The organism is Rubrivivax gelatinosus IL144 (genome assembly GCF_000284255.1).
GTDB lineage: Bacteria > Pseudomonadota > Gammaproteobacteria > Burkholderiales > Burkholderiaceae_C > Rubrivivax > Rubrivivax gelatinosus_A.
The window spans coordinates 3,462,116-3,488,613 of sequence record NC_017075.1; the positions used below are offsets into that span (position 1 = coordinate 3,462,116).

Below are 26,498 nucleotides of genomic sequence, written 5' to 3' on the forward strand. Positions count from 1 at the left end.
CGTGCCGCGGCCGATAAACCGCAAGCACGAAAACCCGCGCGAGGCCTAGCGATGAGCATCGATTTCACGTCGATCCACAACCACAACGAGAACGCCGTGTTCGAGGCCGTGCTGGCCGCGGCCCCGGCCCACCCGGGGCTGGCCGGCGACGGCGAACTGCTCGCCGACGTCGCTTGCTTCGCGCTGAACCGGCTGCAGCCGCGCTACATCCGCCACGCGGTCGACTTCTCGTTCTACCTCAGCGAGCGCGAACGCGAGGAGAGCGCCCGGCAGATCGCCGAGGCGGTGGACTTCGCCTTCGGCTTCGTCCAGGCCCGGGTGGCGATGCGCGCCCGCGGTTGATCTGACGCAGGCAGCGGCGCCGAAACGCCGCAAGCGCGCTTCAGTCGCGCAGCACTCGGTCGATATGAGGGTTAACCCGAAGTCCGACGGACTCTCCCTCATTCCGGACCGATGAAGTACCTTCGATCGGCCTCGCTGCGTGCGCGCCTCGTCGCGACGACGGCGGGCCTTGTCCTGGCCGGCCTGGCCGGCCTCACCGTCGTCAATGCGATCGGCGCCCGCCACGAGGCGCTGCAGCAGCTGGGCAGCCAGACCACGGCGCTGGCCCGCGCCCACGCCGCCGACATCGGCGGCTGGGTCGCCCAGCACCAGCAAGTCGTGCATTCGATGGCCGCCGGCGCCGCGGCCGCCGACCCGCTGCCGGCGCTGCGCCAGGCCGAAGCCGCCGGCGGCTTCGACACCACCTACGTCGGCCACGCCGACCGGCGCATCGAGTTCTCCAAACCGCAGGACCTGCCGCCGGGCTACGACCCGACCGCACGCCCCTGGTACCAACAGGCCGCGGCCGCCTCCGGCCAGCCGGTGCTGACCGCGCCCTATCTCGACGCGGCGACGAAGAAGCTGGTCGTCACCTTCGCCCAGGCCCTGGACGGCGGCCAGGCGGTCGTCGCCGGCGACGTCTTCATGGACGGCGTCGTCAAGGTCGTCGGCTCGATCCGGCCGACGCCGGGCACCAGCGCCTTCATCGTCTCGCGCGCCGGCCAGGTGGTCGTGCACGAAGACGCGGCGCGTGTGCTGAAGCCGGCGGCAGAGCTGTCGCCGGGGCTGGCGCCCGAGGCGCTGGCGGCGCTGGGCGGCCGCGAAGGCCTGGCCGAACTGGAGATCGCCGGCCAGCCGCGCCTGCTGCGCGCCGAGCCGATCGCCGGCACCGACTGGCTGCTGGTGCTGGCGCTGGACCGCGGCGAAGCGCTGGCCGGCGTCATGGCGATGGTCTGGCAGTCGGTCGCCGCCAGCCTGGTGGTGACCGTCGTCGCGGTGCTGCTGCTGGCCTGGACGCTGGGCCGCCAGCTGCGCCGCCTGAAGGCGCTGGACCACGCGATGGCCGAAGCCGCCTCGGGTGACGGCGACCTGGGCCAGCGCCTGCCCAGCGAGGGCGGCGACGAACTCGCCAGCATCGCGCGCCACTTCAACGCCTTCGTCGCCAAGATCGAGCTGGCGGTGCGCCAGATCCGCGACGCCAGCGACTCGGTGCACGTCGCCGCGGGCGAGATCGCCGGCGGCAACGCCGACCTGTCGGCACGCACCGAGCAGACCGCCGCCAGCCTGCAGCGCGCCGCCAGCGCGATGCAGCAGATCACCGGCACCGGCCGCGAGAGCGCCGACTCGGCGCGCATCGCGCACGACCTGGCGACCAGCGCCGCCGAGGTCGCCTCCCGCGGCGGCGAGGTGGTGCAGCGCGTCGTGACGACGATGGACGAGATCAACCAGGCCTCGCACCGCATCGCCGACATCACCGGCGTCATCGACGGCATCGCCTTCCAGACCAACATCCTGGCGCTCAACGCGGCAGTGGAAGCGGCGCGTGCCGGCGAGGAAGGCCGCGGCTTCGCCGTCGTCGCCAGCGAGGTGCGCGCGCTGGCACAGCGTTCGGCAGCGGCGGCACGCGAGATCAAGGGCCTGATCGGCGCCTCGGTCGACAAGGTCGAGAACGGCGCCGCACTGGTGGCCGAAGCCGGCCGCACGATGGAGGAACTGGTCGCCGGCGTGCAGCGTGTCAACGACACGATCGGCGAGATCACCGCCGCCGCGGCGGCCCAGCACGAGGAGATCGTGCAGGCCGACGCCGCCGTCGGCGAACTCGACCGCGCGACGCAGCAGAACGCGGCGCTGGTCGAGCAGTCGGCGGCCGCCGCGCAGTCGCTGCACGAGCAGGCCGAGCGCCTGGCCGGCGTCGTGCGGGGCTTTCGCCTCGGCTGATCAGCGCTTCGGGCTCTTGGCCGGGCGGATCAGCACGGTCGGGAAGCTGACCGGCAGCGTGTCCGGGAAGTCGCGGCTGAAGTGCAGGCCGCGGCTCTCGTGGCGGCGCAGCGCCGAGCGCACGATCAGCTCGGCGCAGCCGACGAGGTTGCGCAGCTCCAGCAGGTCGCGCGTGACGCGGAAGTTGGCGTAGTAGTCGTCGATCTCGTCGCGCAGCAGCTTGATGCGGTGCAGCGCGCGCTCCAGCCGGCGCGTGGTGCGCACGATGCCGACGTAGTTCCACATCAGCAGGCGCAGCTCGTCCCAGTTGTGGGCGATGACGACCTCCTCGTCGGCGTCCTCGACCTGGCTCTCGTCCCAGGGCGGCGGCAGCGCCGGCAGGTCGCCGGCGGTGGCCAGGATGCGTTCGGCGCAGGTGCGGCCCAGCACCGCGCACTCCAGCAGCGAGTTGCTCGCCAGACGGTTGGCGCCGTGCAGGCCGGTATAGGCGGTCTCGCCGATCGCGTACAGGCCCGGCAGGTCGCTGCGGCCGTCGAGGTCGGTGACGACGCCGCCGCAGCTGTAGTGCGCCGCCGGCACCACCGGGATCGGCTGGCGCGCGATGTCGATGCCGAGCTCCAGGCAGCGCGCGTGGATCGTCGGGAAGTGCGACTTCAGGAAGTCCTCGCCCAGGTGCGTGGCGTCCAGCCACACGTGGTCCAGGCCGTGTTTCTTCATCTCGAAGTCGATCGCGCGGGCGACGATGTCGCGCGGCGCGAGTTCGGCACGCTCGTCGTGCGCCGGCATGAAGCGCGTGCCGTCGGGCAGGCGCAGCAGGCCGCCTTCGCCGCGCAGCGCCTCGGTGATCAGGAAGCTGCGCTCCTGCGGGTGGTACAGGCAGGTCGGGTGGAACTGCACGAACTCCATGTTCGCGACGCGGCAGCCGGCGCGCCAGGCCATCGCGACGCCGTCGCCGGTGGCGGTGTCGGGGTTGCTGGTGTAGCGGTAGACCTTGCCCAGGCCGCCGGTGGCCAGCACCACGGCCGACGCGGCCAGCGTCTCGACGCGGCGCTTGTCCATGTCCAGCGCGTAGACGCCGTAGCAGCGCGGCGTCTCGTCGCGCTTGAGGTGGCGCGAGGTGATCAGGTCCACCGCCATCCAGCGCTCGCGCAGGCTGATGTTCGGGTGCGCGGCGGCGCGCGCCAGCAGCGCGTCGTGGATCGCGCGGCCGGTGGCGTCGGCGGCGTGGGCGATGCGGCGCACCGCGTGGCCACCTTCGCGCGTCAGATGCAGGCCCAGCGGGCCGTCTGGGTCGACCGAGAACGGCACGCCGGCGTCGACCAGCCAGGCGATCGCCGCGGCGCTGCGCTCGGCGATGAAACGTGCGGTGTTCTCGTCGACCAGGCCGGCGCCGGCCTCCTGCGTGTCGCGCACGTGCGACTCGATGCTGTCGTCCTGGCCCAGCACGCCGACGATGCCGCCTTGCGCCCAGGCGGTGGCGCCTTCGCCCAGCGCGCGCTTGGCGAGCACGATGACCGGCCGCGTGTCGGCGATGTTCAGCGCGACGACGAGTCCGGCCAGGCCGGCCCCGACGACGACGACGGGCGCGGTGCCCGGAGCAGTGGAATCCGTGGACATGGTGGCGCGGCGCGAGAGGCCGCTGGTTCCCGTGAGGAGAGGGGCATTCTACGAACGCGCCCTCCCCCGGCCCGCGCGCGATGTCAGCGCCCGCCGCGCAGCTTCTGCAGCTCGTGCTGGGTCTCGTTCCAGAGGTCCTGGCCGACCTGGGCGGCGACCGCGGCGTTGATCGCGCCCAGCTTGGAGCGCATGCGCGCCGTCTCCGCCGGCGGCAGCTCGACGACCTGCATGCCCTTGGCCTTGAGCTCGGCCAGCGCCTTGGCGGCTTCTGCGCGCGTGTCCTGGCGCTCGAAGTCGCGGCTCTTCACCGCGGCGTCCATCAGGATCTTCTTCTCGGTGGCCGAGAGCGAGTCCCACCAGCGCTTGCTGACGGTGACGATCCACGGGCTGTAGACGTGGTTGGTCACCGTGAGGTACTTCTGCACCTCGTAGAACTTGCTCGACAGGATGGTGTTGTACGGGTTCTCCTGGCCGTCGACGGCGCGCGTCTCCAGCGCGCTGAACAGCTCCGAGAACGGCAGCGGGATCGCGTTGGCGCCCAGGGTCTTGAAGGTGTCGAGGAACACCGGGTTCTGCATCACGCGCAGCTTGATGCCGGCGAGGTCCTCGAGCTTGGCCACCGGCCGCGTGCCGTTGGTCAGGTTGCGAAAGCCGTTCTCCCAGTAGACGAGGCCGACCAGTCCCTTGGGCTGCAGCGTCGCAATCACCTTCTGGCCCACCGGGCCGTCGAGCAGCGCGTCGGCTTCCTTGGCGTCGTTGACGAGGAAGGGCGTGTCCCACAGCGCCATCTCCTTGGAGATGCCGACCAGCGTCGCCGTCGAGCCGACCATCATCTCCTGCGCGCCGCCGATCAGCGCCTGCTGCATCTGCGTGTCCGGGCCCAGCGCGGCGGCGCCGATGGCACGCACCTTCATCTTGCCGCCGCTGGCCTTCTCGACCTCCTTGGCGAAGAGCATCACCGCGCGGCCCTGGTTGCTCTGCTCGTTGAGGCCGTAGCCGAAACGGATCAGGCGCGGCTTGATGTCCTGCGCGAACGCGGGGGCGACGGCGGCCGCGGCGAGCGCGGCGATGACGGTGCGGCGGAAGAGCTTCACTTCGTTGTCTCCTGTCTGGACGTGGGAGGGATCAGCGCAGCCACGCCAGCGGCGCGGTGACGATCTGCGGGAAGGCGACGAACAGCGCGAGGATCACGAGGTAGGTCGCGAGGAAGGGCGAGACGCCGCGCACCACCTGGTCCAGGCGCATGCGGCCGACGCCGGCGACGACGTTGAGCACCGTGCCCACCGGCGGCGTGATGAGCCCGATGGCGCCGTTGAGCACGAACATCAGGCCGAAGTAGACCGGGTCGATGCCGGCCTTGACGGCCACCGGCAGCATCACCGGCGCCAGGATCAGGATCGACGGCGTCAGGTCCAGCGCGGTGCCGACGGCGATCAGCGTGATCATCATCACCGCCATCAGCAGCTTGGGATGCTCGATCAGCGGCCCCAGCATGCCGGCCAGCGCCGCCGGCAGGTCGGCCAGCGTCACCATGTAGCTGGCCACCGAGGCGCCGGCGCAGAGGAACATCACGATGGCCGTGGTGCGCGCGGCGCGCACCAGCACGCCGTGCAGCTCGCGCCAGGACATCTCGCGGTGCACGAAGACCGCGACGACCAGCGCGTAGAAGGCGGCCACGACCGCGGCCTCGGTCGACGTGAACAGGCCGCTCTTCATGCCGCCGATGATGATCACCGGCATCAGCAAGGCCCAGAACGCGTCGACGGTGGCACGCCCGCGCGCGGCCAGCGGCAGCTTCTCGTCGCGCTGCACGTCGATGCCGCGCAGCACCAGCTTCCAGGCGATGACCAGGCCGACGCCCATGATGATCCCGGGCACGATGCCGGCCAGGAACAGCTGCGAGATCGAGGTGTTGGTCGTGACGCCGTAGATCACGAAGGGCATCGACGGCGGGATGATCGGCGCAATGATGCCGCCCGAGGCGATCAGCCCGGCCGAGGTGTTGGCCGGGTAGCCGTGGGCGCGCATCATCGGCAGCAGGATCGTCGCCAGCGCCGCGGTGTCGGCCAGCGCCGAGCCGCTCATGCTGGCCATCAGCACCGCCGCGCCGATCGTCACGAAGCCCAGCCCGCCGCGCACGTGGCCGACCCAGGCCTGGGCCATCGCGATGATGCGGCGGCTGATGCCGCCGGCGTTCATCAGCTCGCCGGCGAGGATGAAGAACGGCACCGCCAGCAGCGGGAAGCTGTCGATGCCGGCGACGAGGTTCTGCGCCAGCAGCTGGGTGTCGAAGAAGTCCAGCGCCCAGGCCATCGAGGCGCCGGTGAGCACGAGGGCGAAGGCCATCGGCATGCCCAGCGCCATCAGGCCGAGCATGGAACCGATGAAGAGCAGCGCGATGAGGGCGGTGTCCACGGGCGCTTCCTTCAGACGGCGTCGGCTTCGTCGGCGCCATGGCCGAGGTCCAGCAGCGTGCCGCGCACGAGCTGCGCCGCGGCCATCAGCGCGATCGCGCCGCAGGCCAGCAGCGCCGGCAGCGGCAGCAGCGCCGTCGGATAGCCGAGCACGACGCTGACGCTGTCCAGGCCGACTAAGACCTGCTGCCAGGCGCCCCAGCCGACCATGCCGGCGGCCAGCACCACCAGCGCGTGCACCAGCCGCGACAGCAGCGCGAACGCCAGCGGCCGGCCGCGCAGCAGGCGAACCAGCCCGGTGAAGGCCATGTGCTGGCCCGCCGGATAGGCGGCGGTGGCGCCGATGCACACCATCCAGACGAAGAGCAGGCGCGACAGCTCCTCGCTGGCCGCGATGCCGCTGCCGAAGCCGTAGCGCAGCACGACGTTGACGAAGACGGCGGCGGCCATCACCGCCAGGCACAAGGCCATCGCGGCTTCGGCGGCGCGCTGGAAGGATGCGGATTTCATGCGGTCTTCTCCTCGTCGCCGGCGGCCAGCCATTCGAGCGTCGTCGCGCGCAGCGCGGCCAGCGGCTGCATCGCGTCCAGGCTCAGCACGCCGGGCTCGTTTTCGGGCGACTCCAGCGCCGCGAACTGGCTGTCGACCAGGCTGGGCGGGAACGGGTGGCCGGGGCGGGCGGCGACACGCAGCCGCGCCGCCTCGGGCGTCAGCACCAGGTGGGCGAAGCGCAGGCCCGGGGCCGCGGCGCGCAGCGTGTCGCGGTAACGGCGCTTGAGCGCCGAGCAGGTCAGCACCGCGCCGCCCGGATGGCGCTGCAGCTGTTCGCCGAGCGCCGCCAGCCAGCAGGCGCGGTCGTCGTCGTCCAGCGGCCGGCCGGCGCGCATCTTCTCGATGTTGGCCGGCGGGTGGAAGTCGTCGCCCTCGATCAGCGGCCAGCCCAGCGCGTCGGCCAGCGCTGCGCCCAGGCTGGACTTGCCGCAGCCCCCGACACCCATGACGACGATCGATTGCATATTGGACAGCGCTATCTTTCGAGTTCGAGAACTGCAGCCGCAGGCGTCGAATCGACAGACCGACGGGGCCGCATTAAACGAGGGGAAAATCGGGAGGAAAGAAAGAGGAAGAAAAGCCGGACAGCGCTATCCTACTGTCACTCGCCCGAGCTTCCGACCTGGGGATTACCCGCAATGCCGCACGACGAAGAACGCCAACGCCGCTCCCGTGCCACCGGCCGCCTGACGCTGGCCGACGTCGCGCGCGAAGCCGGCGTGAGCCCGATCACCGCCTCTCGCGCGCTGCGCGGCACACGCGGCGTCGACCCGGCGCTGGTGCTGCGCGTGCAGGAAGCCGCCGCCCGGCTGCACTACGTGCCCGACCCGGCGGCACGGGCGCTGGCCTCGGCGCGCAGCGCGCACGTCGCGGTGCTGATCCCGCTGCTGTCCAACGCGCTGTTCGTCGACCTGCTCGACGCCGTGCAGCGCACGCTGATGCCGGCCGGCTACGTGACGCTGATCGGCGTCACCCACTACGACGCCGCCGAGGAGGAGGCGCTGCTGCGCAACTACCTCGCGCATCGCCCGTCGGGGCTGCTCGTCACCGGGCTGGACCGCACGCCGGACGCCGCGGCGCTGATCGCCGCCAGCGGCGTGCCCTGCGTGCATCTGATGGAGACCTCGGCCAGCGCCGGCCAGTACAGCGTCGGCCTGTCGCAGCAGGCCGCCGGCCGTGCGATCACCGAGCACCTGCTGGCCGCCAGCCGGCGCCGCATCGCCTTCGTCGGTGCCCAGCTGGACCCGCGCGTGCTGCAGCGCCTGGAGGGCTACCGCGAGGCGCTGCGCGCCGCCGGCGCACACGACCCCGGGCTGGAACTGCTGGAGCCCGCGCCGTCGAGCCTGGCGCTGGGCGCGCGCCTGCTCGAGCGGCTGCTGGCGCGCCGGCCCGACGTCGAGGCGGTGTTCTTCTGCAACGACGACCTCGCGCAAGGCGGCCTGCTCGCCGCGCTGCGCCTGGGCGTCGCGGTGCCCGGCCGCCTGGCGGTGGCCGGCTTCAACGACCTCGCCGGCAGCGATCAGATGCTGCCGCCGCTGACCACGGTGCGCACGCCGCGCGCCGAGATCGGCCGCGCCGCGGCGACGATGCTGCTGCGCCTGATGCGCGGCGAGGCCGTCGAGCCGGCGTCGCTGGATCTGGGCTACGAGCTCGTCGTGCGCGGCAGCACCTGAGCGCCCCCCTAGAGCCGATATCCTTGATCGGCCGGGGGAGTCGCTTTACCTATGATGACGCGAGCCGTCCGCCGGGCGGCCCCAGCCCCGCGCCATGCCCCGCTCCCAAGACGACCTGCCCTGGCCACCGCCGGCCTACCGCCCCAGCCGCAACGCCGAGCTGCTCGCGCCTGCGACGCAGATCGTGCGCGACCGCGAGGACTACCTGGGCCAGGGCCTGCGCGACGTCGGCCGGCGCATCGCCGACGACCAGGTCGAACTCTTCGTCAGCACCGACCCGGCGAGCGCGCTGCAGCAGCAGTTCGAGCGCCAGGCACCGCAGTTCATCACGCTGCACGACGTCGGCACCAAGGCCTCGCTGCACCTGCTGGGCGCGCTGGCCGGGGCCGCCGGTGCACGCGTGCAGCGGCTGACGATCCGCCGCCAGGGCCACGGCGTCGCGCTCGCCGTCGTGCAGTTTGTCGAGGTGCCGCTGGCCGACGGCAACCACGTGCGCATCTACTCGACCGACCTCACGGCCGATACCCAGACGCGCCAGGCGCTGGCGCTGGTGCTGCTGGGCCGCAGCCGGCTGGGCGTGCTGATGATCGGCGAGCTGCCGGCGCATGCGCTGCAGTCGCTGCTGCAGCCGCTGCAGGACGCGATCGCGCGTGCGCCCTGGCCCAACCGCGACCTGCTGCTGCTGCCGCTGGCCTCGGCCGGCACGCTGGCCGCGCAGGCCGCGCGCCTGGTGGGCACCAGCGGCATCGCGGTGCGCGTGACGCCACTGGCGGCACGGCCCAACGACGCCTGGTCCTTCATCAGCGGCACCTGGAACCGCATGAGCGGCCACGGCGCCGCGCAAACCGCGCTGAACACCGACATCGAACAGGCGCTGCCGACGCCTCCGGTGCCGCTGCCCGAGGCGCCGACGATGGCGATGGACCTGATGCCGGCCAGCAGCGCGATGTCGGGCTCGCGGCTGGCGGCGCCGTCGGCGCCGGCCCGGCCGGTGGCCGCGCCGGTGGCGGCGCTGTGGGCCGACTACGTGCAGCGCTGCGTCGGCGTGAAGAGCGCCGTCAGCGGCTGCATCTTCGACCTCGGATCGCAGCGCGCGCTGGCCCATGCCGGCAGCACGCCACCGCCCGAGCGCCTGGCCAGCCAGGGTGCGCTGCTGCTCGACGCGATGGCCGGCGCGGCGCGCACGCTGGGCCTGGCTTCGGCACCGCCGCAGGCGGCGATCAGCTACGACCAGCAGCACCTGCTGCTGTACCCGGTGCGTGGCCACCCCGGCGTCGTGCTGCACCTGGTGCTGCAAGGCACGGCCAACGCGCTGACGCTGGCGCGCATGCAGCTCGAGCGCATCACGCCGCCGCCCAGCGGGGCGGTCTGACGAAACAAAACGCCGCCCGAAGGCGGCGTCGTGTGCAGCGGCCCGTGATCAGTGCACGGTGCGCTCGAAGCCGAACTGCCCGTCGACCACGTCCACCGGGATCACGTCCTTGGGCCCGAAGCGGCCTTGCAGGATCAGCTTGCTGACCGGGTTCTCGATGCGCTGCTGGATCGCGCGCTTGAGCGGGCGTGCGCCGAACACCGGGTCGAAGCCGACCTTGGCCAGCTCGGCCAGCGCCGCCGGCGAGACCTCGAGCTTCATCTCCAGCTTCTCCAGCCGCGCTTCGAGCGCCTTCAGCTGGATGCGGGCGATGTTCTCGATGTGCTTTTCGTCGAGCGCATGGAAAACCACCGTCTCGTCGATGCGGTTCAGGAACTCGGGCCGGAAGTGGCTCTTCACCTCGGCCCAGACCGCCTCGCGCACGACCTCGTTGGGCTGGCCGCTCATCTGCATGATGAGGTGCGAACCCAGGTTGCTGGTCATCACGATGACGGTGTTCTTGAAGTCCACCGTGCGGCCCTGGCCGTCGGTCAGCCGGCCGTCGTCGAGCACCTGCAGCAGCACGTTGAAGACGTCCGGGTGAGCCTTCTCGACCTCGTCGAGCAGCAGCACGCTGTAGGGCTTGCGGCGCACGGCCTCGGTCAGCGCCCCGCCTTCGTCGTAGCCGACGTAGCCCGGGGGCGCGCCGATCAGCCGCGACACCGAGTGCTTCTCCATGTACTCGCTCATGTCGACGCGGATCATGTGGTCCTCGCTGTCGAACAGGAACGAGGCCAGCGCCTTGCACAGTTCGGTCTTGCCGACGCCGGTGGGGCCGAGGAACAGGAAGCTGCCCAGCGGCCGGTTCGGATCCGAGAGGCCGGCACGGCTGCGGCGGATCGCGTCGGCGACGGCCGAGATCGCCTCGTCCTGGCCGACGACACGCTCGTGCAGCTTGGCCTCCATCTGCAGCAGCTTGTCGCGCTCGCCCTGCATCAGCTTGCTGACCGGGATGCCGGTGGCGCGCGAGACGACCTCGGCGATCTCCTCGGCGCCGACCATCGTGCGCAGCAGCTGCGGGCCCTGGCCGCCCTTGGCCTTGCCGGCCTCCTTGGCCTGGGCTTCCTTCAGGCGCTTGTCCAGCTCCGGCAGCTTGCCGTACTGCAGCTCGGCGACGCGGTTGAAGTCGCCCTTGCGCTTGAGTTCCTCGATCTGGAACTTGATGCGGTCGATCTCTTCCTTGACCTGGGCGCTGCCCTGGGCCTGGGCCTTCTCGGCGGTCCAGATCTCCTCGAGGTCGTTGTACTCGCGCTGCAGCTTCAGCAGCTCGTCCTCGATCAGGCCGAGGCGGCGCTGAGAGGCTTCGTCCTGCTCCTTCTTGACCGCTTCGCGCTCGATCTTCAGCTGGATCATGCGGCGGTCCAGCCGGTCCATCGCCTCGGGCTTGGAGTCGATCTCGATCTTGATCTTGGCCGCGGCTTCGTCGATCAGGTCGATCGCCTTGTCGGGCAGGAAACGGTCGGTGATGTAGCGGTGGCTCAGCTCGGCCGCGGCGACGATCGCCGGGTCGGTGATCTCGACGCCGTGGTGCACCTCGTACTTCTCCTGCAACCCGCGCAGGATGGCGACGGTGGCCTCGACGCTGGGTTCGTCGACCAGCACCTTCTGGAAGCGGCGTTCGAGCGCGGCGTCCTTCTCGACGTACTTGCGGTACTCGTCGAGCGTGGTCGCGCCGATGCAGTGCAGCTCGCCGCGCGCCAGCGCGGGCTTCAACATGTTGCCGGCGTCGATCGCGCCTTCGGCCTTGCCGGCACCGACCATCGTGTGCAACTCGTCGATGAACAGGATGATGCGGCCCTCGTCGGCCGACACTTCCTTCAGCACCGCCTTCAGCCGCTCCTCGAACTCGCCACGGTACTTGGCACCGGCCAGCAGGCCGGCCATGTCCAGCGACAGCACGCGCTTGTCCTTCAGCGACTCGGGCACCTCGCCGTTGACGATGCGCTGCGCCAGACCCTCGACGATGGCCGTCTTGCCGACGCCCGGCTCGCCGATCAGCACCGGGTTGTTCTTGCTGCGCCGCTGCAGCACCTGGATCGCGCGGCGGATCTCGTCGTCGCGGCCGATGACCGGGTCGAGCTTGCCCTGGCGGGCGCGCTCGGTGAGGTCCAGCGTGTACTTCTTCAGCGCCTCGCGCTGGCCTTCGGCCTCGGGCGAGTCGACCTTCTGGCCGCCGCGCACGGCCTCGATGGCCGCTTCCAGCGACTTGCGCGTCAGGCCGTGGCCACGAACGATGCCGCCGAGGTCGGTCTTCGCGTCGGCCAGCGCCAGCAGGAACATCTCGCTGGCGATGAACTGGTCGCCGCGCTTGGTGGCTTCCTTGTCGGCGGTCTGCAGCAGCGCCATCAGGTCGCGCCCGGGCTGGACCGGCTGGCCGCCACCCTGCACCTGAGGCAGGTTGCGGATCGCGGTCTCCATCGCTGTGGTCAGCGCGCCGGTGTTGGCGCCGGCGCGTTCGAGCAGCGCCCGCGGCCCGTCGGGCTGCTGCAGCATCGCCGCGAGCAGGTGCGAGGGTTCGATGTAGGGGTTGTCGCGCGCCACGGCCAGGCTTTGCGCGTCGCCGAGCGCCTGCTGGAACGCCGTCGTCAGTTTGTCAGCACGCATGGAAATCCTCCGTTGCCCCGCAGTTCGGGCTGGACGGCGGCTTTTCAAGCCCGCCGCCGCGTGCCGACGCACGCGTCAGAGGGGGTCGCCGAGCCGGCGGTAGTGTCCGCCCTGGTAGAGCAGCGGCGCCACCGGGTCATCCGCCAGACGGCAGACCCGGCCGATGAAGAGCACGTGGTCGCCCGCGGCCTGGGAGGACACCGTCTCGCATTCGAAGACCGCGGCGCAGCCGGCCAGCACCGGGGCGCCGCCCTCGCCTTCGTGCCAGTCGCCTTCGCCGAACTTGTCGGGCACCGGCGAGGCGAAACGCCGCGACAGCCCGAGCTGGGCTTCGGACAGCACGTTGACGGCGAAGTGACCGGCCTGGCGGAAGGCCGGCAGGCTGGGGCTGGCCTCGCGCAGCGACCACAGCACCAGCGGCGGGTCCAGCGAGACGGCCTGGAAGGAGCTGACGGTCAGGCCGACCCGCTGGCCGTCGGCGTCGGTGCAGGTGACCAGCGTGACGCCGGTGGCGAAGTGGCCCAGCGCGCGGCGCAGCTGCTTGGGGTCGGAGGGGTCCAGGGCGTGCATCAGGCGTTCGCGGCGTTGTCCGAGTCCAGGCCCCAGCGGGCCAGCGCCGCGTCGTCGGCAGCACGTGCGTCGACCCAGCGCGAGCCCTCGGGCGTCGTTTCCTTCTTCCAGAAAGGCGCCTGGGTCTTCAGATAGTCCATCAGGAACTCGCAGCCTTCGAAGGCGGCCCGCCGGTGCGGGGCGGCGACGCCGACGAAGACGATGTTCTCGCCGGCCGCCAGGCGGCCGACACGGTGCACGACCCGCGCCGCGCGCAGCCCGAAGCGGCCTAGGGCCGCGTCGATCATGGCCTCGATGGCCCGCTCGGTCATGCCCGGGTAGTGTTCCAGTTCCAGCGCCTGCACGGCGTGACCGTCGTCACGGCCGCGCACGGTTCCGACGAAACCGACCACCGCACCGGTGCCGGCATCGGCCGCGTGCAGCGCCTGGAACAGGGAGCCGACGTCGAAGTCTTCGTGCTGGATCGCGACGCGCGACACGGTCAACCGCCGGTCACCGGCGGGAAGAACGCCACTTCGGCGCCGTCGCGCACGACCGCCGCCTCGTCGCTCATCACCTGGTTGAGTGCGCAACGCACCGCGCGGCCGCGGGCCAGCACGTCGGCATAGGCCCCGCCGCGCGCGACCAGGTCGTCGCGCAGCAGGCCGAGCGTCGAGACCTCGGGCAGCTCGACCGTCTCGCCGGGGCCGAGCGCCTCGCGCAGCGAGGCGAAGTAGCGCACTTGGATCTTCATCGGGCGATCAGTTCGGATAACGGCAGATAGCGTACCGTTTCGCCGGAAACGATGCGCTGGCCCGCCGGGATATCCACGAGGCCGTCTGCCCAGGCGGCAGAGGTCAGCACGCCCGATCCCTGGTTGGGGAAGAGGTCCAGCCCGCCCTGCTCGTTCAGGCGCACGCGCAGGAACTCGCGCCGTCGGTCGGGGCGCGGCCAGCCGAAATCGGCACGCAGCGGCAGCCCGGCCGGCAGCGTCGCCGGCGCGCCCTGCATCGCGCGCAGCACCGTCGTCACGCAGAGCAGGTAGGTGACGAAGCTCGACACCGGGTTGCCCGGCAGGCCGACGACCAGCGCCGAAGTGCCGTCGTCGCGGCGCACCGTGCCGAAGGCCAGCGGCCGGCCCGGCTTGATCGCCATCTGGAAGTGCTCCAGCGTGCCCCGGGCCTGGATCGCCGCCTTCAGGTGGTCTTCCTCGCCGACCGAGACGCCGCCGCTGGTGAGGATCAGGTCGTGGAAACGCGCCGCACGCTCCAGCGCCGTGCAGGTGGCGTCCAGGCGGTCGGGCACGATGCCCAGGTCGGTGACCTCGCAGCCGCCGGCCTGCAGCAAACCGCGCAGCGTGTAGCGGTTGGAGTTGTAGATCGCGCCGGGCTTCAGCGGCTCGCCGGGCATCACCAGCTCGTCGCCGGTGGAGAACAGCGCGACGCGCGGGCGGCGGCAGACGGCCAGCGTCGCCGCGCCGACCGAGGCCGCCAGGCCCAGGCCCTGCGGCGTCAGCCGGCTGCCCTTGTGCAGCACGATGGCGCCGTGCAGCACGTCCTCGCCGCGGCGGCGGATCCACTGGCCGAAGGCCGGCAGTTCGTCGATGCGCACCGCGCCCAGACCTTCGCCGGGGATCGCTTCGCAGCGCTCCTGCATGACGACGGCGTCGGCGCCGGCGGGGATCTGCGCGCCGGTGAAGATGCGCGCCGCGGTGCCGCGGCGCAGCGGCTGGCCGACGACGCCGGCCGGGATGCGCTGCGAGACCGGCAGCACGGTGCCGGCGGCCGGCACGTCGGCGGTGTTGACCGCCCAGCCGTCCATCGAGCTGTTGTCGCCCGGCGGCACGTCGAGCATCGACAGCACGTTGACCGCCAGCACGCGGCCCAGCGCGTCGACGGTGGGCACCGACTCGGTCTCGACGATGCGGTGCGGCGCGACGCCGGCCACGAGGCGCGCCAGCGCCTCGTCCAGCGAGATCAGCGGCTGCGGCGCGTTCATCCGGCGTGGGCCTCGATGAAGGCCTTGACCGCCGCCGCGTCGGGCGGCACGACGGTGAAGCGGCGCGGCAGCGCCTCGAGCCCGGCCAGCGCCGCCGGGCGCGGCGGCACCGGTGCGTCGGCGCCCAGCGCCTCGGTGATCGTCGCGGCGAACTTGGCCGGCAGCGCGGTCTCCAGCACGATCATCGGCACGCCGGCGTCGCGGTGCTCGCGTGCGACCTTCAGGCCGTCGGCGGTGTGGGTGTCGACGAGCACGCCGGTTTCGCGCCAGGTGGCGGCGATCGTCGCCAGGCGGTCGGCATGCGTGCTGCGGCCCGAGACGAAGCCGAAGCCGGCGCAGCGCGCGTGCTCCTCGGCAGTCAGCGTGAAGCCGCCCTGCTGCGAGACGCCGGCACCGAACAGTTCGCGCGTGCGCGCCGCGTCGCGGCCCAGCAGGTCGAAGACAAAACGCTCGAAGTTGCTCGCCTTGCTGATGTCCATCGACGGCGACGAGGTCTCGAAGGTCTCGGCGCTGCCACGCACGCGATAAGTCCCCGTGCGGAAGAACTCGTCGAGCACGTCGTTCTCGTTGGTCGCCAGCACCAGGCGGTGAATCGGCAGGCCCATCGAACGCGCGACGTGGCCGGCGCAGATATTGCCGAAGTTGCCCGAGGGCACGGCGAAGGACACGCGCTCGTCGTTCGTCTTCGTCGCCTGGAAATAACCGGCGAAGTAGTAGACGACCTGGGCCAGCAGCCGCGCCCAGTTGATCGAGTTGACGGTGCCGATCTTGTGGCGGCGCTTGAACTCGAGGTCGTTGCTGACGGCCTTGACGATGTCCTGGCAGTCGTCGAACACGCCTTCGACGGCCAAGTTGTGGATGTTGGCGTCCTGCAGGCTGAACATCTGCGCCTGCTGGAACGGGCTCATGCGGCCGTGGGGGCTCAGCATGAAGACGTTGACGCCCGTCTTGCCGCGCATCGCGTATTCGGCGGCGCTGCCGGTGTCGCCGGAGGTGGCGCCGAGGATGTTCAGCGTCTCGCCGCGGCGGCCCAGTTCGTACTCGAACAGGTTGCCCAGCAGCTGCATCGCCATGTCCTTGAAGGCCAGCGTCGGGCCGTTGGACAGGGCTTGCAGGGCGAGGCCATCGCCCAGCGGCTTCAGCGGCGTGATCTCGGGCGTGCCGAAGACGGCCTCGGTGTAGGTGGCGTGCACCAGCCGCTTCAGGTCGGCGGCCGGGATGTCGTCGATATAGAGCGACAGGATCTCGAACGCCAGGTCGGCATAGGACAGCCCGCGCCAGCGCGCGAGCGTCGCGGCGTCGACCTGCGGGTAGTGCGTCGGCAGGTACAGGCCGCCGTCGGGCGCCAGGCCTTCGAGCAGGATGTCGGAGAAGCCGCGCAGCGTGGCGTCGCCGCGGGTGCTGAGGTACTTCACTTCAGCTCCTCCTTGCGGATGCGCACGATGGGTGCGAGCACGGTGGGCAGCGCCTGCATCTGCGCGAGCGCGGCGCGCATGCGGCCTTCGACGGTGTCGTGCGTCAGGATGATCAGCTCGGTCTGCTTCTCGCCTTCCGCACTCTCGCGCTGCAGCACGGCGTCGATCGAGATCTCGTGCTCGGCCAGGATGCCGGTGATCTTGGCCAGCACGCCGGCCTGGTCGGCGACCTGTAGGCGCAGGTAGAACGAGGTGACGACCTCGTCGATCGGCAGGATCGGCGTGTCCTGCAGCGAACCCGGCTGGAAAGCCAGGTGCGGCACGCGGTGGTCGGGATCGGCGGTGTGCAGCCGGGTGATGTCCACCAGGTCGGCGACGACGGCGCTGGCCGTCGGCTCGGCGCCGGCGCCCTTGCCGTAGTACAGCGTGCTGCCGACCGCGTCGCCCTGCACGACGACGGCGTTCATCGCGCCTTCGACGTTGGCGATCAGGCGCTGCGAAGGCACCAGCGTCGGGTGCACACGCAGCTCGATGCCGTGCTGGCGGCGCTTGGTGATGCCCAGCAGCTTGATGCGGTAGCCGAGCTGCTCGGCGTAGCGGATGTCGGCCGCCTGCAGCGCGGTGATGCCCTCGACATAGGCCTTGTCGAACTGCACCGGCACGCCGAAGGCGATGGCGCTCATGATCGTCGCCTTGTGCGCGGCGTCGACGCCTTCGATGTCGAAGGTCGGGTCGGCCTCGGCGTAGCCCAGCGCCTGCGCCTGCTTGAGCACGGCGGCGAAGTCCAGCCCCTTGGAGCGCATCTCCGAGAGGATGAAGTTGGTCGTGCCGTTGATGATGCCGGCCACCCACTCGATGCGGTTGGCCGTCAGCCCTTCGCGCAGCGCCTTGATGATCGGGATGCCGCCGGCCACCGCAGCCTCGAAGGCGACCATCACGCCCCTCAGGCGCGCGGCCTCGAAGATCTCGGTGCCGTGCACCGCGAGCAGCGCCTTGTTCGCGGTGACGACGTGCTTGCCGGCGGCAATCGCTTCGAGCACCAGCGTCTTGGCGATGCCGTAGCCGCCGATCAGCTCGACGACGATGTCGATCTCGGGATTGGCGATGACCTCGCGGGCATCGGCGACGACGCGGGCACGGTCGCCGACGATGCCGCGTGCACGTTCGACGTCGAGGTCGGCGACCATCGAAATCTCGATGCCGCGTCCGGCACGGCGCCGGATCTCCTCCTGGTTGCGGTTGAGCACCGTGAAGGTGCCGCTGCCGACGGTGCCGATGCCGAGCAGGCCGACCTGGATGGGTTTCATGCGGGGTCTCTCCGGGAACGGGGGCCGACGCGGCGGCCCGGGTGGCTTAAAGGGAGTGGCGTTTGCGATAGCCGGCGAGGAAGCGCTCGATGCGCCCGATGGCCTCGGTCAGGTCGTCGAGGTTGGGCAGGAAGACGAGGCGGAAGTGGTCGGGGTCGGGCCAGTTGAAGCCGGTGCCCTGCACGATCAGCACACGCTCCTGCTCCAGCAGCTCGTAGGCGAACTGCTGGTCGTCGGCGATCGGGTAGACCTTGGGGTCCAGCCGCGGGAACATGTACAGCGCCGCCTTCGGCTTGACGACGCTGACGCCGGGGATCGCGTTCATCATCTCCCAGGCGAGGTCGCGCTGCTTGAGCAGCCGGCCGCCCGGGGCGACGAGGTCCTTGATGCTCTGGTAGCCGCCGAGCGCGGTCTGGATCGCCATCTGGCCGGGCGTGTTGGCGCACAGCCGCATCGAGGCCAGCATGTTCAGGCCCTCGATGTAGTCCTTGGCGTAGCGCTTCTCGCCGGAGACCACCATCCAGCCCGAGCGGTAGCCGCAGGAGCGGTAGTTCTTGGACAGGCCGTTGAAGGTGACGAAGAGCACGTCGTCGGCCAGCGAGGCGATGCTGGTGTGCTCGTTGCCGTCGTACAGCGTCTTGTCGTAGATCTCGTCGGCGAAGACGATCAGCTGGTGCTGGCGCGCGATCTCGACGATGTCCTTCAGCAGGTCCACCGGATAGAGCGCGCCCGTCGGGTTGTTCGGGTTGATGACGACGATGGCCTTGGTGTTGGCGCTCACCTTGGCGCGGATGTCGTCGAGGTCGGGCAGCCAGCCCGAGCCTTCGTCGCAGCGGTAGTGCACCGGCGTGCCGCCCGACAGCGACACCACCGCGGTGTGCAGCGGGTAGTCGGGCGAGGGAATCAGCACCTCGTCACCGGCGTCGAGCAAGGCGTTCATGCTCATCGCGATCAGCTCGGAGGCGCCGTTGCCCAGGTAGACATCGTCGACGGTCACGCCGGAGATGCGCTTTTCCTGGGTGTAGTGCACGACCGCCTTGCGCGGCGCGAACAGGCCCTTGCTGTCGGTGTAGCCGGCGGCCACCTGCGACGGCAGGTTGTGGATCATGTCCCGGACGATCTCGTCGGGGGGCATCAGGCCGAAGGCGGCGACGTTGCCGATGTTCAGCTTGATGATGCGCTGGCCCTCCTCCTCCATCTGCCGGGCCTTGTCGAGCACCGGACCGCGGATGTCGTAACCGACGTTGGCGAGCTTGCTGGACTTGGCGATGGGCTTCAAGGCAGGCGGCTTTCGTGAGGGAACCTAGAATTATCCACGCATGAAATTCCAGCCGGACAGCTTCAGCGGCAGCAACGTGATCACGCGTCACGACGCCGGCCAGGTGTGGGTGGGCACGACGGCCCATGTCCACAGCATCGTCGTGCCCTGGAAGGGCGCCGTGCTGCCCTGGGGCGCGCCGTCGCTGGACGCGCTGACCGCCGAGCACTTCGAGCGCATCGCCGCGCTGCGCCCCGAACTGGTGATCTTCGGCTCCGGCCGGCGCCTGCGCTTCATCTCGCCGGCGCTGCTGCGCCCGCTGATCGAGCGCCGCATCGGCGTCGAGACCATGGACACCGTCGCCGCGTGCCGTACCTACAACGTCCTGGCCGCGGAAGAACGCGAAGTCGTCGCGGCCCTCGTTTTGGAGGGCGATGGGGCGTAATGCCGGCGTTTTATAATCACGTGTTGAGCCGGCGACGGCTGCCTACGTTCCGAGAACACCATCCATGACGCCCGTTGTCAACAAGACCCTTCCGGAATTCGAAGCCTTCGCGACCGGCGGCGTGAAGTTCACGCCTTCTGCGAATCTCGGCCACGCCGTGGTCCTGTACTTCTACCCCAAGGACGCGACGCCCGGTTGCACGACCGAGGCTATGCAATTCCGTGACCACCACCAGGACTTCCTGGCGGCCGGCGCGGTGGTCTTCGGGGTCTCGCGCGACAACCTCGCGTCGCACGAGAAGTTCAAGCAGGCCCTGGAGTTGCCCTTCGAACTGATCGCGGACACCGAAGAGAAGCTCTGCCACATGTTCGGCGTGGTCAAGAACAAGATCATGTACGGCAAGAAGGTCAAGGGCATCGAGCGCAGCACCTTCCTCATCGACGCCGACGGCGTGATGCGTGCCGAGTGGCGCGGCATCAAGGTCGCGGGCCACGTCGACGAGGTCCTCAAGGCCGTGCAGGCCCTCAAGCAGGCTGCCTGAGATCGCCCGCCCGCGTGTCCGGCGCCGCCAACGCGGTGCCCTCCTCCCTCTCCCGCCGAAAGCCGCCCGGTCCGCCGTGCGGCTTTTTGCTTTTTGCTGAGCCCACCATGCCCCTGCCCAAGCCTCCGACGAAGAAAGCCGACCTGCTCGCCGCCGCCGACTACGAGTCGCAGGCCGCGCCGAAACCGCGCAAGCGAACGCTGAAAGCCGCCGCGCCCGAGGCGGCGCCGGCGGAAGCCCCGCTGGAACTGCACGACGGCGGCGCGGTGGTCTCCGCGCGCCGGCCGGCGCCGCAGCCCGCACCAGCCCCTGCCGCCCCGACGCCGGCTCCGGCGCCCGCGCCGCGCGCCCGCATGCGCTCGCCGCGCGGCACCGGCCCGGTCAAGCTCTTCGTGCTCGACACCAACGTGCTGATGCACGACCCGACCTGCCTGTTCCGCTTCGACGAGCACGACGTCTTCTTGCCGATGATCACGCTGGAGGAACTCGACGGTCACAAGAAGGGCATGAGCGAGGTCGCGCGCAACGCGCGCCAGGTCAGCCGCGAGCTCGACGCGCTGGCCACCTTCACCGGCGAGAACGGCGCCGTCGACTCGACCGCCGGCATCCCGCTGGCCAAGACCGGCCACCGTGAGGCCGGCGGCAAGCTGTTCTTCCAGACCATGCTGCTGGACGTGAAGCTGCCGGCCGGGCTGCCGCAGGGCAAGGCCGACAACCAGATCCTCGGCGTCGTGCAGGCGCTGCGCGAGCAGCGCAAGGACCGCGAGGTCGTGCTGGTGTCCAAGGACATCAACATGCGCGTCAAGGCGCGTGCGCTGGGGCTGCCGGCCGAGGACTACTTCAACGACAAGACGCTCGAAGACGGCGACCTGCTCTACACCGGCGTGCTGCCGCTGCCGTCCGACTTCTGGGAGCGCCACGGCAAGACGATGGAGAGCTGGCAGCAGGGTGGCAACACCTTCTACCGCATCAGCGGCCCGCTGGTGCCGGCGCTGCTGATCAACCAGTTCGTCTACCTCGAGACCCCGGGCGCGACGCCGCTGTACGCGCGAGTCTCCGAGATCACCGGCAAGACCGCGGTGCTGCGCACGCTGCGCGACTACACCCACGGCAAGAACGCCGTCTGGGGCGTCACCGCGCGCAACCGCGAGCAGAACTTCGCGCTGAACCTGCTGATGGATCCGGACTGCGACTTCGTCACGCTGACCGGCACCGCCGGCACCGGCAAGACGCTGATGACGCTGGCCGCGGGCCTGGCCCAGGTGCTCGACGAGCGCCGCTACAGCGAGATCATCGTCACCCGCGTGACGGTGCCGGTGGGCGACGACATCGGCTTCCTGCCCGGCAACGAGGAAGAGAAGATGGGCCCGTGGATGGGCGCGCTCGACGACAACCTCGAGGTGCTGGCGCGCAGCGATGCCAGCGCCGGCGAATGGGGCCGGGCGGCGACCAACGACCTGGTGCGCGCGAAGATCAAGATCAAGAGCCTGAACTTCATGCGCGGGCGCACCTTCCTGAACAAGTACGTGATCATCGACGAGGCGCAGAACCTGACGCCCAAGCAGATGAAGACGCTGATCACGCGTGCCGGCCCGGGCACCAAGATCGTCTGCCTGGGCAACCTGGCGCAGATCGACACGCCTTACCTGACCGAAGGCTCCAGCGGCCTGACCTACGCCGTCGACCGCTTCAAGGGCTGGCCGCACGGCGGCCACCTGACGCTGGCACGCGGCGAACGTTCGCGCCTGGCCGACTTCGCCAGCGAGGTGCTTTGAGGCCCGGGCTCAGAACTCGCGCACGCGCAGGAAGCTGGCGAACCGCGGCACACCGGCCGCGGTGCGGCCGCGGTAGCGGTAGCTGACGACCGTGCCGACGGGCGGCGGCGCCGCGCGTTCGGCGTCGCTGAAGCCGGTGCCGAGCAGGAACTCGGTGCCGTCGTCGGCGCGCACGCGCAAGGCGCCCATCCGGCCTTCGAGGCGGCCCTGGCCGCCGACGTGGCCGACGACCACCGCCTCGGCGTCCTGCTGCGGCTTGAGCTTGAGCAACGCGTCGCTGCGGCCGGGCTGCCATAGCGCGTCGGCGCGGTGCAGCACCAGGCCTTCGCCGCCACCGGTCACGACCTCGTCGAGCCAGACGTTCAGCGCGCCGGCCGACGCGACGCGGCGCTGCTCGACGGCGACGAAGGCGTTCGTGCCGCGCGCCAGGTCGGCCAGGCGGCGCGCCCGCTCGGCGAACGGCCCCGGAGCGCCGGGCAGGTCGAAGACGCAGTAACGCAGCGCGCGCCAGCGGCCATCGTCGGGCGACTCGCGCCGCACCAGGCCCGAGACGGCCTCGAAGGCGCCGCGCCCCAGCCAGAGTTCGCCGTCCAGCGCCACCGGCGGCAGCCGGGCGACGAAACCCGGCGGCGCGACGACGTCGCGGCCGCTGCGAAAGCGCAGGCGTCGCCCGTCCCAGAGCGCACGCACGCCGTCGAGCTTCTCGCTGACGAGAAAACCCGCCGGGTCCACGCCGAGCCGCGCTTCGCGCGCCAGCATCACGGCCGGCGGCGACCCGGCTTCGGCCGGGCGGCCCGGCAGGCTGCAGCAGGCGAGCGCGGCGGCCCAGAAATCGCGTCGAGTCAACAGCATTCGGCCCCCGTTGCGTCAGCGTCGGGGGCCGAGTCTGGCGGCGCGCACGCCGCCTTTCCATCGCTCCGCGGGGCGCCCTCCGCGGAGGGCGCAGCGGCTCAGGCGGCGGGCGTGATCAGGTCGCGGATCTGCTGCAGCGCGGTCGGGTCCTCGATCGTCGTCAGGTCGCCCGGGTCGCGGGCCTCGCAGACGGCCTGGATCGCCCGGCGCAGCAGCTTGCCCGAACGCGTCTTGGGCAGCGTGGCGACGAAGCGCACACGCGCCGGCCGCGCGACGGCGCCGAGCTGCTCGTCGACGAGCTTCATCACCTCGCCTTCGAGCTTCAGCGCATCGGCCTCGGTGGCGATCACCGACGGGTCCTTCAGCACCGCGAAAGCCATCGCGACCTGGCCCTTCAGGTTGTCGGCGACACCGACGACGGCGACTTCGGCGACCTTCGGGTGGCTGGAGATGCTTTCCTCGATCTCGCGCGTGCCCAGGCGGTGGCCGGCGACGTTGATGACGTCGTCGGTGCGGCCGAGGATGAAGAAGTAGCCGTCCTCGTCGCGGATGCCCCAGTCGAAGGTGCTGTAGACCAGCCGGCTGGGCACGCTGCTCCAGTAGGTGTTGACGAAGCGTTTGTCGTCACGCCAGACGGTCTGCATGCAGCCCGGCGGCAGCGGCCCTTCGATCGCGACGACGCCCTTCTGGCCGGCGCCCTTGAGCTCCTCGCCGCTGTGCTCGTCGAGCAGCTTGACGTCGTAGCCGTAGACCGCCTTGCCCGGCGAGCCGAACTTGCTCTTCGCGGCCTCGACGCCGTTGCACAGGCTGAGGATCGGCCAGCCGGTCTCGGTCTGCCAGTAGTTGTCGATGATCGGCTTGCCCAGGGCCTCGGCGATCCAGGTCGCCGTCGGTTCGTCCAGCGGCTCGCCGGCGAGGAACAGCGCGCGCAGGCTGGACAGGTCGTGTTTCTTCAGCGCCGCCGGGTCCTGCTTCTTCAGCACACGCACCGCGGTCGGCGCGCTGAACATCGAGGTCACCTTGTACTTCTCGACCAGGCTCCACCAGACGGCGGCGTCGGGGCGGATCGGCAGGCCTTCGTACATGATCGTCGCGCAGCCGCCGAGCAGCGGCGCGTAGATGATGTAGCTGTGGCCGACGACCCAGCCGATGTCGCTGGTCGAGAAGAAGGTCTCGCCCGGCTTGCAGAGGTAGATCTTCTCCATGCTGGCGGCCAGCGCCACGGCGTAGCCGCCGGTGTCGCGCTGCACGCCCTTGGGCTTGCCGGTGGTGCCGCTGGTGTAGAGCGTGTAGCTCGGATGCGTGGCCTCCACCCACTCGCAAGGCACCTCGGTCTTGAAGTGGCACTCGCGCCAGCTGGCGTAGTCTTCGTCGCGGCCTTCGACGCGGTCGAAGGCGACAAGGCCGCGGTCGACCATCAGCACCTTCTGCGGCTTGTGGTCGGCGAGGCGGATGGCCTCGTCGAGCAACGGCTTGTAAGGCACGACCTTGCCGCCGCGGCTGCCGGCGTCGGCGCTGACGATGACCGTCGGTTCGGCGTCGTCGATGCGCGTGGCCAGGCTGACGCTGGCGAAACCGCCGAAGACCACCGAGTGCAGCGCGCCGATGCGCGTGCAAGCGAGCATCGCGAACGCCGCCTCGGGGACCATCGGCATGTAGACCAGCACCCGGTCGCCCTTCTTCACGCCCAGGCTCTGCAGCGTCGCCGCCATGCGCTGCACTTCGGCGTGCAGCTCGCGGTAGCTGTAGATGCGCTCCTGGTTCGTCTCGGTGGAGACGTAGATCAGCGCGTTCTGGTCGGCGCGCGTCGCGAGGTGGCGGTCGACGGCGTTGTGGCAGAGATTGGTCTCGCCACCGACGAACCACTTCGCGAACGGCGGCCGGCTGTAGTCGCAGACCTGCTCGAAGGGCTTGTGCCAGTCGATCAGCTTGGCCTGTTCGGCCCAGAACGCGTCGCGATCCTGCAGCGATCGACGATGAAACTCGGCGTAATCGGTCATCGTTGTCTCCTCGTTATGGGCGCGGATTAAGAGACCGGGCGCTGACGAGCCGCTGACTCAGGAAGCGATGCGCACCACCACCCGCCCGGTCACCTTGCCTTCCATCAATTCGGCGGCCTTGGCGATCGCGAAATCCAGTGAAACCTCGCTCGCGATGCGCTCCAGCAGCGTCGCATCGAGGTCACGCGCCAGGCGCTGCCAAGCGGCTTCGCGGCGCGCTTTCGGCGCCATCACGCTGTCGATGCCGGCGAGCGTGACGCCGCGCAGGATGAAGGGCGCGACGCTGGCCGGCAGGTCCAGGCCTTGCGCCAGGCCGCAGGCCGCGACGACGCCGCCGTAGCGCGTCTGCGCCAGCGCATTGGCCAGCGTGTGGCTGCCGACGGCGTCGACGACGGCCGCCCAGCGCTCCTTCTGCAGCGGCTTGCCGGGCGCGGTGAACGCGGCGCGGTCGAGCACCTCGGCGGCGCCGAGCGACTTCAGGTAGTCGGCCGCATCGGGCTTGCCGCTGACGGCGACGACGCGGTGGCCCAGCTTGGCCAGCAGCGCGATCGCGACGCTGCCGACGCCGCCGCTGGCGCCGGTGACCAGCACCTCGCCGTCACCGGGCACGACGCCGTGCGATTCGAGCGCCAGCACACAGAGCATCGCCGTGTAGCCGGCGGTGCCGATGGCCATCGCCTGGCGCGGCGTGAAGGCCGCGGGCAGCTTGACCAGCCAGTCGCCCTTCAGGCGCGCACGTTCGGCCAGACAGCCCCAGTGCGTCTCGCCGACGCCCCAGCCGTTGAGCACGAAGCGGTCGCCGGGCTTCCAGTCCGGGTGCGCGCTCTCCAGCACGGTGCCGGCGCCGTCGATGCCCGGCACCATGGGCCAGGCACGCACGACCGGCGCACGGTTCGTGATCGCCAGCGCGTCCTTGTAGTTCAGCGTCGAGTACTCGGGCTGCACCAGCACGTCGGCCAGGTCGGCGCCCGGCAGTCGCGATTCGTCGATCTCCGCGAGGCGCGCGCCGAAGCCGCCCTCGCCCTTTTCCAACAGCAATCCACGGAACATCAGTTCCCTCCAAGACAGTGCGCCGGTTTGCGCGACCGCAACTTCGCGGCGTGCATCCGGCACGGCGAAGCATAGTGCCCATGTCGCCGACATTGACACTGCTCGGGTTGCCCCCTATCCTCGCCGGCCGATGCCCTTCCGTCCCCGCCTCCTCCGACTCTGCGTCGCCGGTCTTGCCGCTGCCGCAGTCTTCGGCGCCTCGGCGGCACCGGAAACACCCGCCAACCCGCCGCAAGCCGGCGACGCGGTGATGCAGCTGCTGCAGCAAAAAGGCTTCGTGCCTTCCGCCGCTTCGGTCTCGGGCACCACCCAAGGCATCGTCCAGCAGGTTCGCGACACCGCGTCCGAACTCGTGATGTCGGCGATGAACTTCCTCGGCGTGCCCTACCGCCGCGGCGGCAACAGCGCCGAAGAAGGCTTCGACTGCAGCGGCTTCACCCGCCACGTCTTCGAAAGCAGCTTGGGCATGGTGCTGCCGCGCCGTGCCGACCAGCAGGCCAAGGACGGCGCGCTGACCAAGGTCTCGCGCGACGAGCTGAAGCCCGGCGACCTCGTCTTCTTCAACACGATGCGGCGCGCTTTCTCGCACGTCGGCATCTACATCGGCGACGGCAAGTTCATCCACGCGCCGCGCACCGGCAGCGAAGTCCGCATCGAGGACATGCGCCAGTCCTACTGGATGAAGCGTTTCAACGGCGCGCGCCGCGCCGACCTCGACGACGCGGCCCAGGCCGAAAACGTCCAGCCCCGGAACTGACCGGGAGACCCCCGACACGCT

At 70.6% G+C, this 26,498-nt stretch carries 24 protein-coding genes; 8 read left to right on the plus strand and 16 right to left on the minus strand.

The features are described 5' to 3' along the window. The first annotated feature begins 51 nt into the window (after nt 1-51). Nucleotides 52-342, plus strand: coding sequence for a late competence development ComFB family protein (locus RGE_RS15790; protein WP_014429444.1), 291 nt, complete (start codon nt 52-54; stop codon nt 340-342). A 111-nt stretch (nt 343-453) separates the two neighbouring features. Beyond that, the gene (locus RGE_RS15795) at nt 454-2,259 is read left to right on the plus strand and encodes a methyl-accepting chemotaxis protein (RefSeq protein WP_014429445.1); all 1,806 of its coding nucleotides are present in this window, start codon (nt 454-456) and stop codon (nt 2,257-2,259) included. On the opposite strand, the gene nadB is transcribed toward RGE_RS15795, so the two are convergent. The 5 genes from nadB to RGE_RS15820 form a co-directional block, all read right to left on the minus strand. Further along, complete coding sequence (nadB, locus tag RGE_RS15800) at nt 2,260-3,876, minus strand: L-aspartate oxidase (RefSeq protein WP_014429446.1); 1,617 nt, start codon at nt 3,874-3,876, stop codon at nt 2,260-2,262. An 83-nt stretch (nt 3,877-3,959) separates the two neighbouring features. Beyond that, nucleotides 3,960-4,970 (minus strand): TRAP transporter substrate-binding protein, encoded by a 1,011-nt coding sequence (locus RGE_RS15805; RefSeq protein WP_014429447.1) that lies wholly within the window; start codon nt 4,968-4,970, stop codon nt 3,960-3,962. Nucleotides 4,971-5,001: 31 nt separating this feature from the next. Beyond that, entirely contained in the window at nt 5,002-6,252 is a 1,251-nt protein-coding gene (locus tag RGE_RS15810) for a TRAP transporter large permease (protein ID WP_043785573.1), read from the minus strand. A 50-nt stretch (nt 6,253-6,302) separates the two neighbouring features. Continuing rightward, nucleotides 6,303-6,800, minus strand: a complete 498-nt coding sequence (locus tag RGE_RS15815; RefSeq protein ID WP_014429449.1) for a TRAP transporter small permease subunit — start codon at nt 6,798-6,800, stop codon at nt 6,303-6,305. Next, nucleotides 6,797-7,306, minus strand: a complete 510-nt coding sequence (locus RGE_RS15820) for a gluconokinase (RefSeq protein WP_014429450.1) — start codon at nt 7,304-7,306, stop codon at nt 6,797-6,799. The genes RGE_RS15815 and RGE_RS15820 overlap by 4 nt, the downstream gene beginning before the upstream one ends. A gap of 174 nt (nt 7,307-7,480) precedes the next feature. On the opposite strand from RGE_RS15820, the gene gntR reads away from it, so the two are divergent. Next, nucleotides 7,481-8,515 carry an HTH-type transcriptional regulator GntR gene (gene gntR, locus RGE_RS15825; protein WP_014429451.1) on the plus strand — a complete coding sequence of 345 codons (1,035 nt, stop codon included), beginning with the start codon at nt 7,481-7,483 and terminating at the stop codon, nt 8,513-8,515. Nucleotides 8,516-8,609: 94 nt separating this feature from the next. Further along, entirely contained in the window at nt 8,610-9,887 is a 1,278-nt protein-coding gene (locus RGE_RS15830; protein WP_014429452.1) for a hypothetical protein, read from the plus strand. A 48-nt stretch (nt 9,888-9,935) separates the two neighbouring features. On the opposite strand, the gene clpB is transcribed toward RGE_RS15830, so the two are convergent. The 8 genes from clpB to RGE_RS15870 form a co-directional block, all read right to left on the minus strand. Beyond that, on the minus strand, nt 9,936-12,530 hold the full coding sequence (gene clpB / locus RGE_RS15835; protein WP_014429453.1) for an ATP-dependent chaperone ClpB: 2,595 nt from the start codon (nt 12,528-12,530) through the stop codon (nt 9,936-9,938). 75 nt (nt 12,531-12,605) lie between these two features. Next, a complete protein-coding gene (locus tag RGE_RS15840) occupies nt 12,606-13,100 on the minus strand; it encodes a flavin reductase family protein (protein WP_014429454.1) in 495 nt (164 codons plus the stop codon). Then, nucleotides 13,100-13,579 (minus strand): molybdopterin synthase catalytic subunit MoaE, encoded by a 480-nt coding sequence (gene moaE, locus RGE_RS15845; RefSeq protein WP_014429455.1) that lies wholly within the window; start codon nt 13,577-13,579, stop codon nt 13,100-13,102. Before moaE ends, RGE_RS15840 begins: the two co-directional genes overlap by 1 nt. 2 nt (nt 13,580-13,581) lie before the next feature. Next, entirely contained in the window at nt 13,582-13,833 is a 252-nt protein-coding gene (locus RGE_RS15850) for a MoaD/ThiS family protein (protein WP_014429456.1), read from the minus strand. Further along, nucleotides 13,830-15,077, minus strand: coding sequence for a molybdopterin molybdotransferase MoeA (locus RGE_RS15855; RefSeq protein ID WP_014429457.1), 1,248 nt, complete (start codon nt 15,075-15,077; stop codon nt 13,830-13,832). The genes RGE_RS15850 and RGE_RS15855 overlap by 4 nt, the downstream gene beginning before the upstream one ends. Beyond that, nucleotides 15,074-16,492 (minus strand): threonine synthase, encoded by a 1,419-nt coding sequence (gene thrC / locus RGE_RS15860; RefSeq protein ID WP_014429458.1) that lies wholly within the window; start codon nt 16,490-16,492, stop codon nt 15,074-15,076. The genes RGE_RS15855 and thrC overlap by 4 nt, the downstream gene beginning before the upstream one ends. Beyond that, nucleotides 16,489-17,799, minus strand: a complete 1,311-nt coding sequence (locus RGE_RS15865) for a homoserine dehydrogenase (RefSeq protein WP_014429459.1) — start codon at nt 17,797-17,799, stop codon at nt 16,489-16,491. The genes thrC and RGE_RS15865 overlap by 4 nt, the downstream gene beginning before the upstream one ends. Before the next feature lie 46 nt (nt 17,800-17,845). After that, nucleotides 17,846-19,078 carry a pyridoxal phosphate-dependent aminotransferase gene (locus RGE_RS15870; RefSeq protein ID WP_014429460.1) on the minus strand — a complete coding sequence of 411 codons (1,233 nt, stop codon included), beginning with the start codon at nt 19,076-19,078 and terminating at the stop codon, nt 17,846-17,848. A 40-nt stretch (nt 19,079-19,118) separates the two neighbouring features. On the opposite strand from RGE_RS15870, the gene RGE_RS15875 reads away from it, so the two are divergent. From RGE_RS15875 to RGE_RS15885, 3 genes are all read left to right on the plus strand, one after another. Continuing rightward, nucleotides 19,119-19,502, plus strand: a complete 384-nt coding sequence (locus RGE_RS15875; RefSeq protein ID WP_014429461.1) for an Mth938-like domain-containing protein — start codon at nt 19,119-19,121, stop codon at nt 19,500-19,502. Nucleotides 19,503-19,566: 64 nt separating this feature from the next. Continuing rightward, entirely contained in the window at nt 19,567-20,043 is a 477-nt protein-coding gene (locus RGE_RS15880) for a peroxiredoxin (protein WP_014429462.1), read from the plus strand. 107 nt (nt 20,044-20,150) lie between these two features. Then, nucleotides 20,151-21,818 (plus strand): PhoH family protein, encoded by a 1,668-nt coding sequence (locus RGE_RS15885; protein ID WP_014429463.1) that lies wholly within the window; start codon nt 20,151-20,153, stop codon nt 21,816-21,818. A gap of 9 nt (nt 21,819-21,827) precedes the next feature. On the opposite strand, the gene RGE_RS15890 is transcribed toward RGE_RS15885, so the two are convergent. From RGE_RS15890 to acuI, 3 genes are all read right to left on the minus strand, one after another. Next, nucleotides 21,828-22,670, minus strand: coding sequence for a DNA ligase (locus RGE_RS15890; protein WP_014429464.1), 843 nt, complete (start codon nt 22,668-22,670; stop codon nt 21,828-21,830). Nucleotides 22,671-22,768: 98 nt separating this feature from the next. Continuing rightward, nucleotides 22,769-24,697 carry a propionate--CoA ligase gene (locus RGE_RS15895; protein WP_259376281.1) on the minus strand — a complete coding sequence of 643 codons (1,929 nt, stop codon included), beginning with the start codon at nt 24,695-24,697 and terminating at the stop codon, nt 22,769-22,771. A 30-nt stretch (nt 24,698-24,727) separates the two neighbouring features. Beyond that, nucleotides 24,728-25,720, minus strand: coding sequence for an acrylyl-CoA reductase (NADPH) (gene acuI, locus RGE_RS15900; protein WP_014429466.1), 993 nt, complete (start codon nt 25,718-25,720; stop codon nt 24,728-24,730). Between the two features lie 130 nt (nt 25,721-25,850). Between acuI and RGE_RS15905 the strand changes: the two genes are divergently transcribed. After that, nucleotides 25,851-26,477: a C40 family peptidase gene (locus RGE_RS15905; RefSeq protein ID WP_014429467.1), complete on the plus strand. Its 627-nt coding sequence runs from the start codon at nt 25,851-25,853 to the stop codon at nt 26,475-26,477. The last annotated feature ends 21 nt before the right edge of the window (nt 26,478-26,498 follow it).

Bases quoted from the DNA above. Each gene is read 5' to 3' on its own strand.
- RGE_RS15850 (WP_014429456.1), bottom strand. From the start codon at position 13,833: ATGAAGATCCAAGTGCGCTACTTCGCCTCGCTGCGCGAGGCGCTCGGC.
- clpB (WP_014429453.1), bottom strand. From the start codon at position 12,530: ATGCGTGCTGACAAACTGACGACGGCGTTCCAGCAGGCGCTCGGCGAC.
- RGE_RS15890 (WP_014429464.1), bottom strand. From the start codon at position 22,670: ATGCTGTTGACTCGACGCGATTTCTGGGCCGCCGCGCTCGCCTGCTGC.
- RGE_RS15830 (WP_014429452.1), top strand. From the start codon at position 8,610: ATGCCCCGCTCCCAAGACGACCTGCCCTGGCCACCGCCGGCCTACCGC.
- RGE_RS15820 (WP_014429450.1), bottom strand. From the start codon at position 7,306: ATGCAATCGATCGTCGTCATGGGTGTCGGGGGCTGCGGCAAGTCCAGC.
- RGE_RS15795 (WP_014429445.1), top strand. From the start codon at position 454: ATGAAGTACCTTCGATCGGCCTCGCTGCGTGCGCGCCTCGTCGCGACG.
- gntR (WP_014429451.1), top strand. From the start codon at position 7,481: ATGCCGCACGACGAAGAACGCCAACGCCGCTCCCGTGCCACCGGCCGC.
- acuI (WP_014429466.1), bottom strand. From the start codon at position 25,720: ATGTTCCGTGGATTGCTGTTGGAAAAGGGCGAGGGCGGCTTCGGCGCG.
- RGE_RS15790 (WP_014429444.1), top strand. From the start codon at position 52: ATGAGCATCGATTTCACGTCGATCCACAACCACAACGAGAACGCCGTG.
- RGE_RS15810 (WP_043785573.1), bottom strand. From the start codon at position 6,252: ATGCTCGGCCTGATGGCGCTGGGCATGCCGATGGCCTTCGCCCTCGTG.
- RGE_RS15855 (WP_014429457.1), bottom strand. From the start codon at position 15,077: ATGAACGCGCCGCAGCCGCTGATCTCGCTGGACGAGGCGCTGGCGCGC.
- RGE_RS15880 (WP_014429462.1), top strand. From the start codon at position 19,567: ATGACGCCCGTTGTCAACAAGACCCTTCCGGAATTCGAAGCCTTCGCG.
- RGE_RS15815 (WP_014429449.1), bottom strand. From the start codon at position 6,800: ATGAAATCCGCATCCTTCCAGCGCGCCGCCGAAGCCGCGATGGCCTTG.
- RGE_RS15840 (WP_014429454.1), bottom strand. From the start codon at position 13,100: ATGCACGCCCTGGACCCCTCCGACCCCAAGCAGCTGCGCCGCGCGCTG.
- RGE_RS15865 (WP_014429459.1), bottom strand. From the start codon at position 17,799: ATGAAACCCATCCAGGTCGGCCTGCTCGGCATCGGCACCGTCGGCAGC.
- RGE_RS15885 (WP_014429463.1), top strand. From the start codon at position 20,151: ATGCCCCTGCCCAAGCCTCCGACGAAGAAAGCCGACCTGCTCGCCGCC.
- RGE_RS15905 (WP_014429467.1), top strand. From the start codon at position 25,851: ATGCCCTTCCGTCCCCGCCTCCTCCGACTCTGCGTCGCCGGTCTTGCC.
- RGE_RS15875 (WP_014429461.1), top strand. From the start codon at position 19,119: ATGAAATTCCAGCCGGACAGCTTCAGCGGCAGCAACGTGATCACGCGT.
- nadB (WP_014429446.1), bottom strand. From the start codon at position 3,876: ATGTCCACGGATTCCACTGCTCCGGGCACCGCGCCCGTCGTCGTCGTC.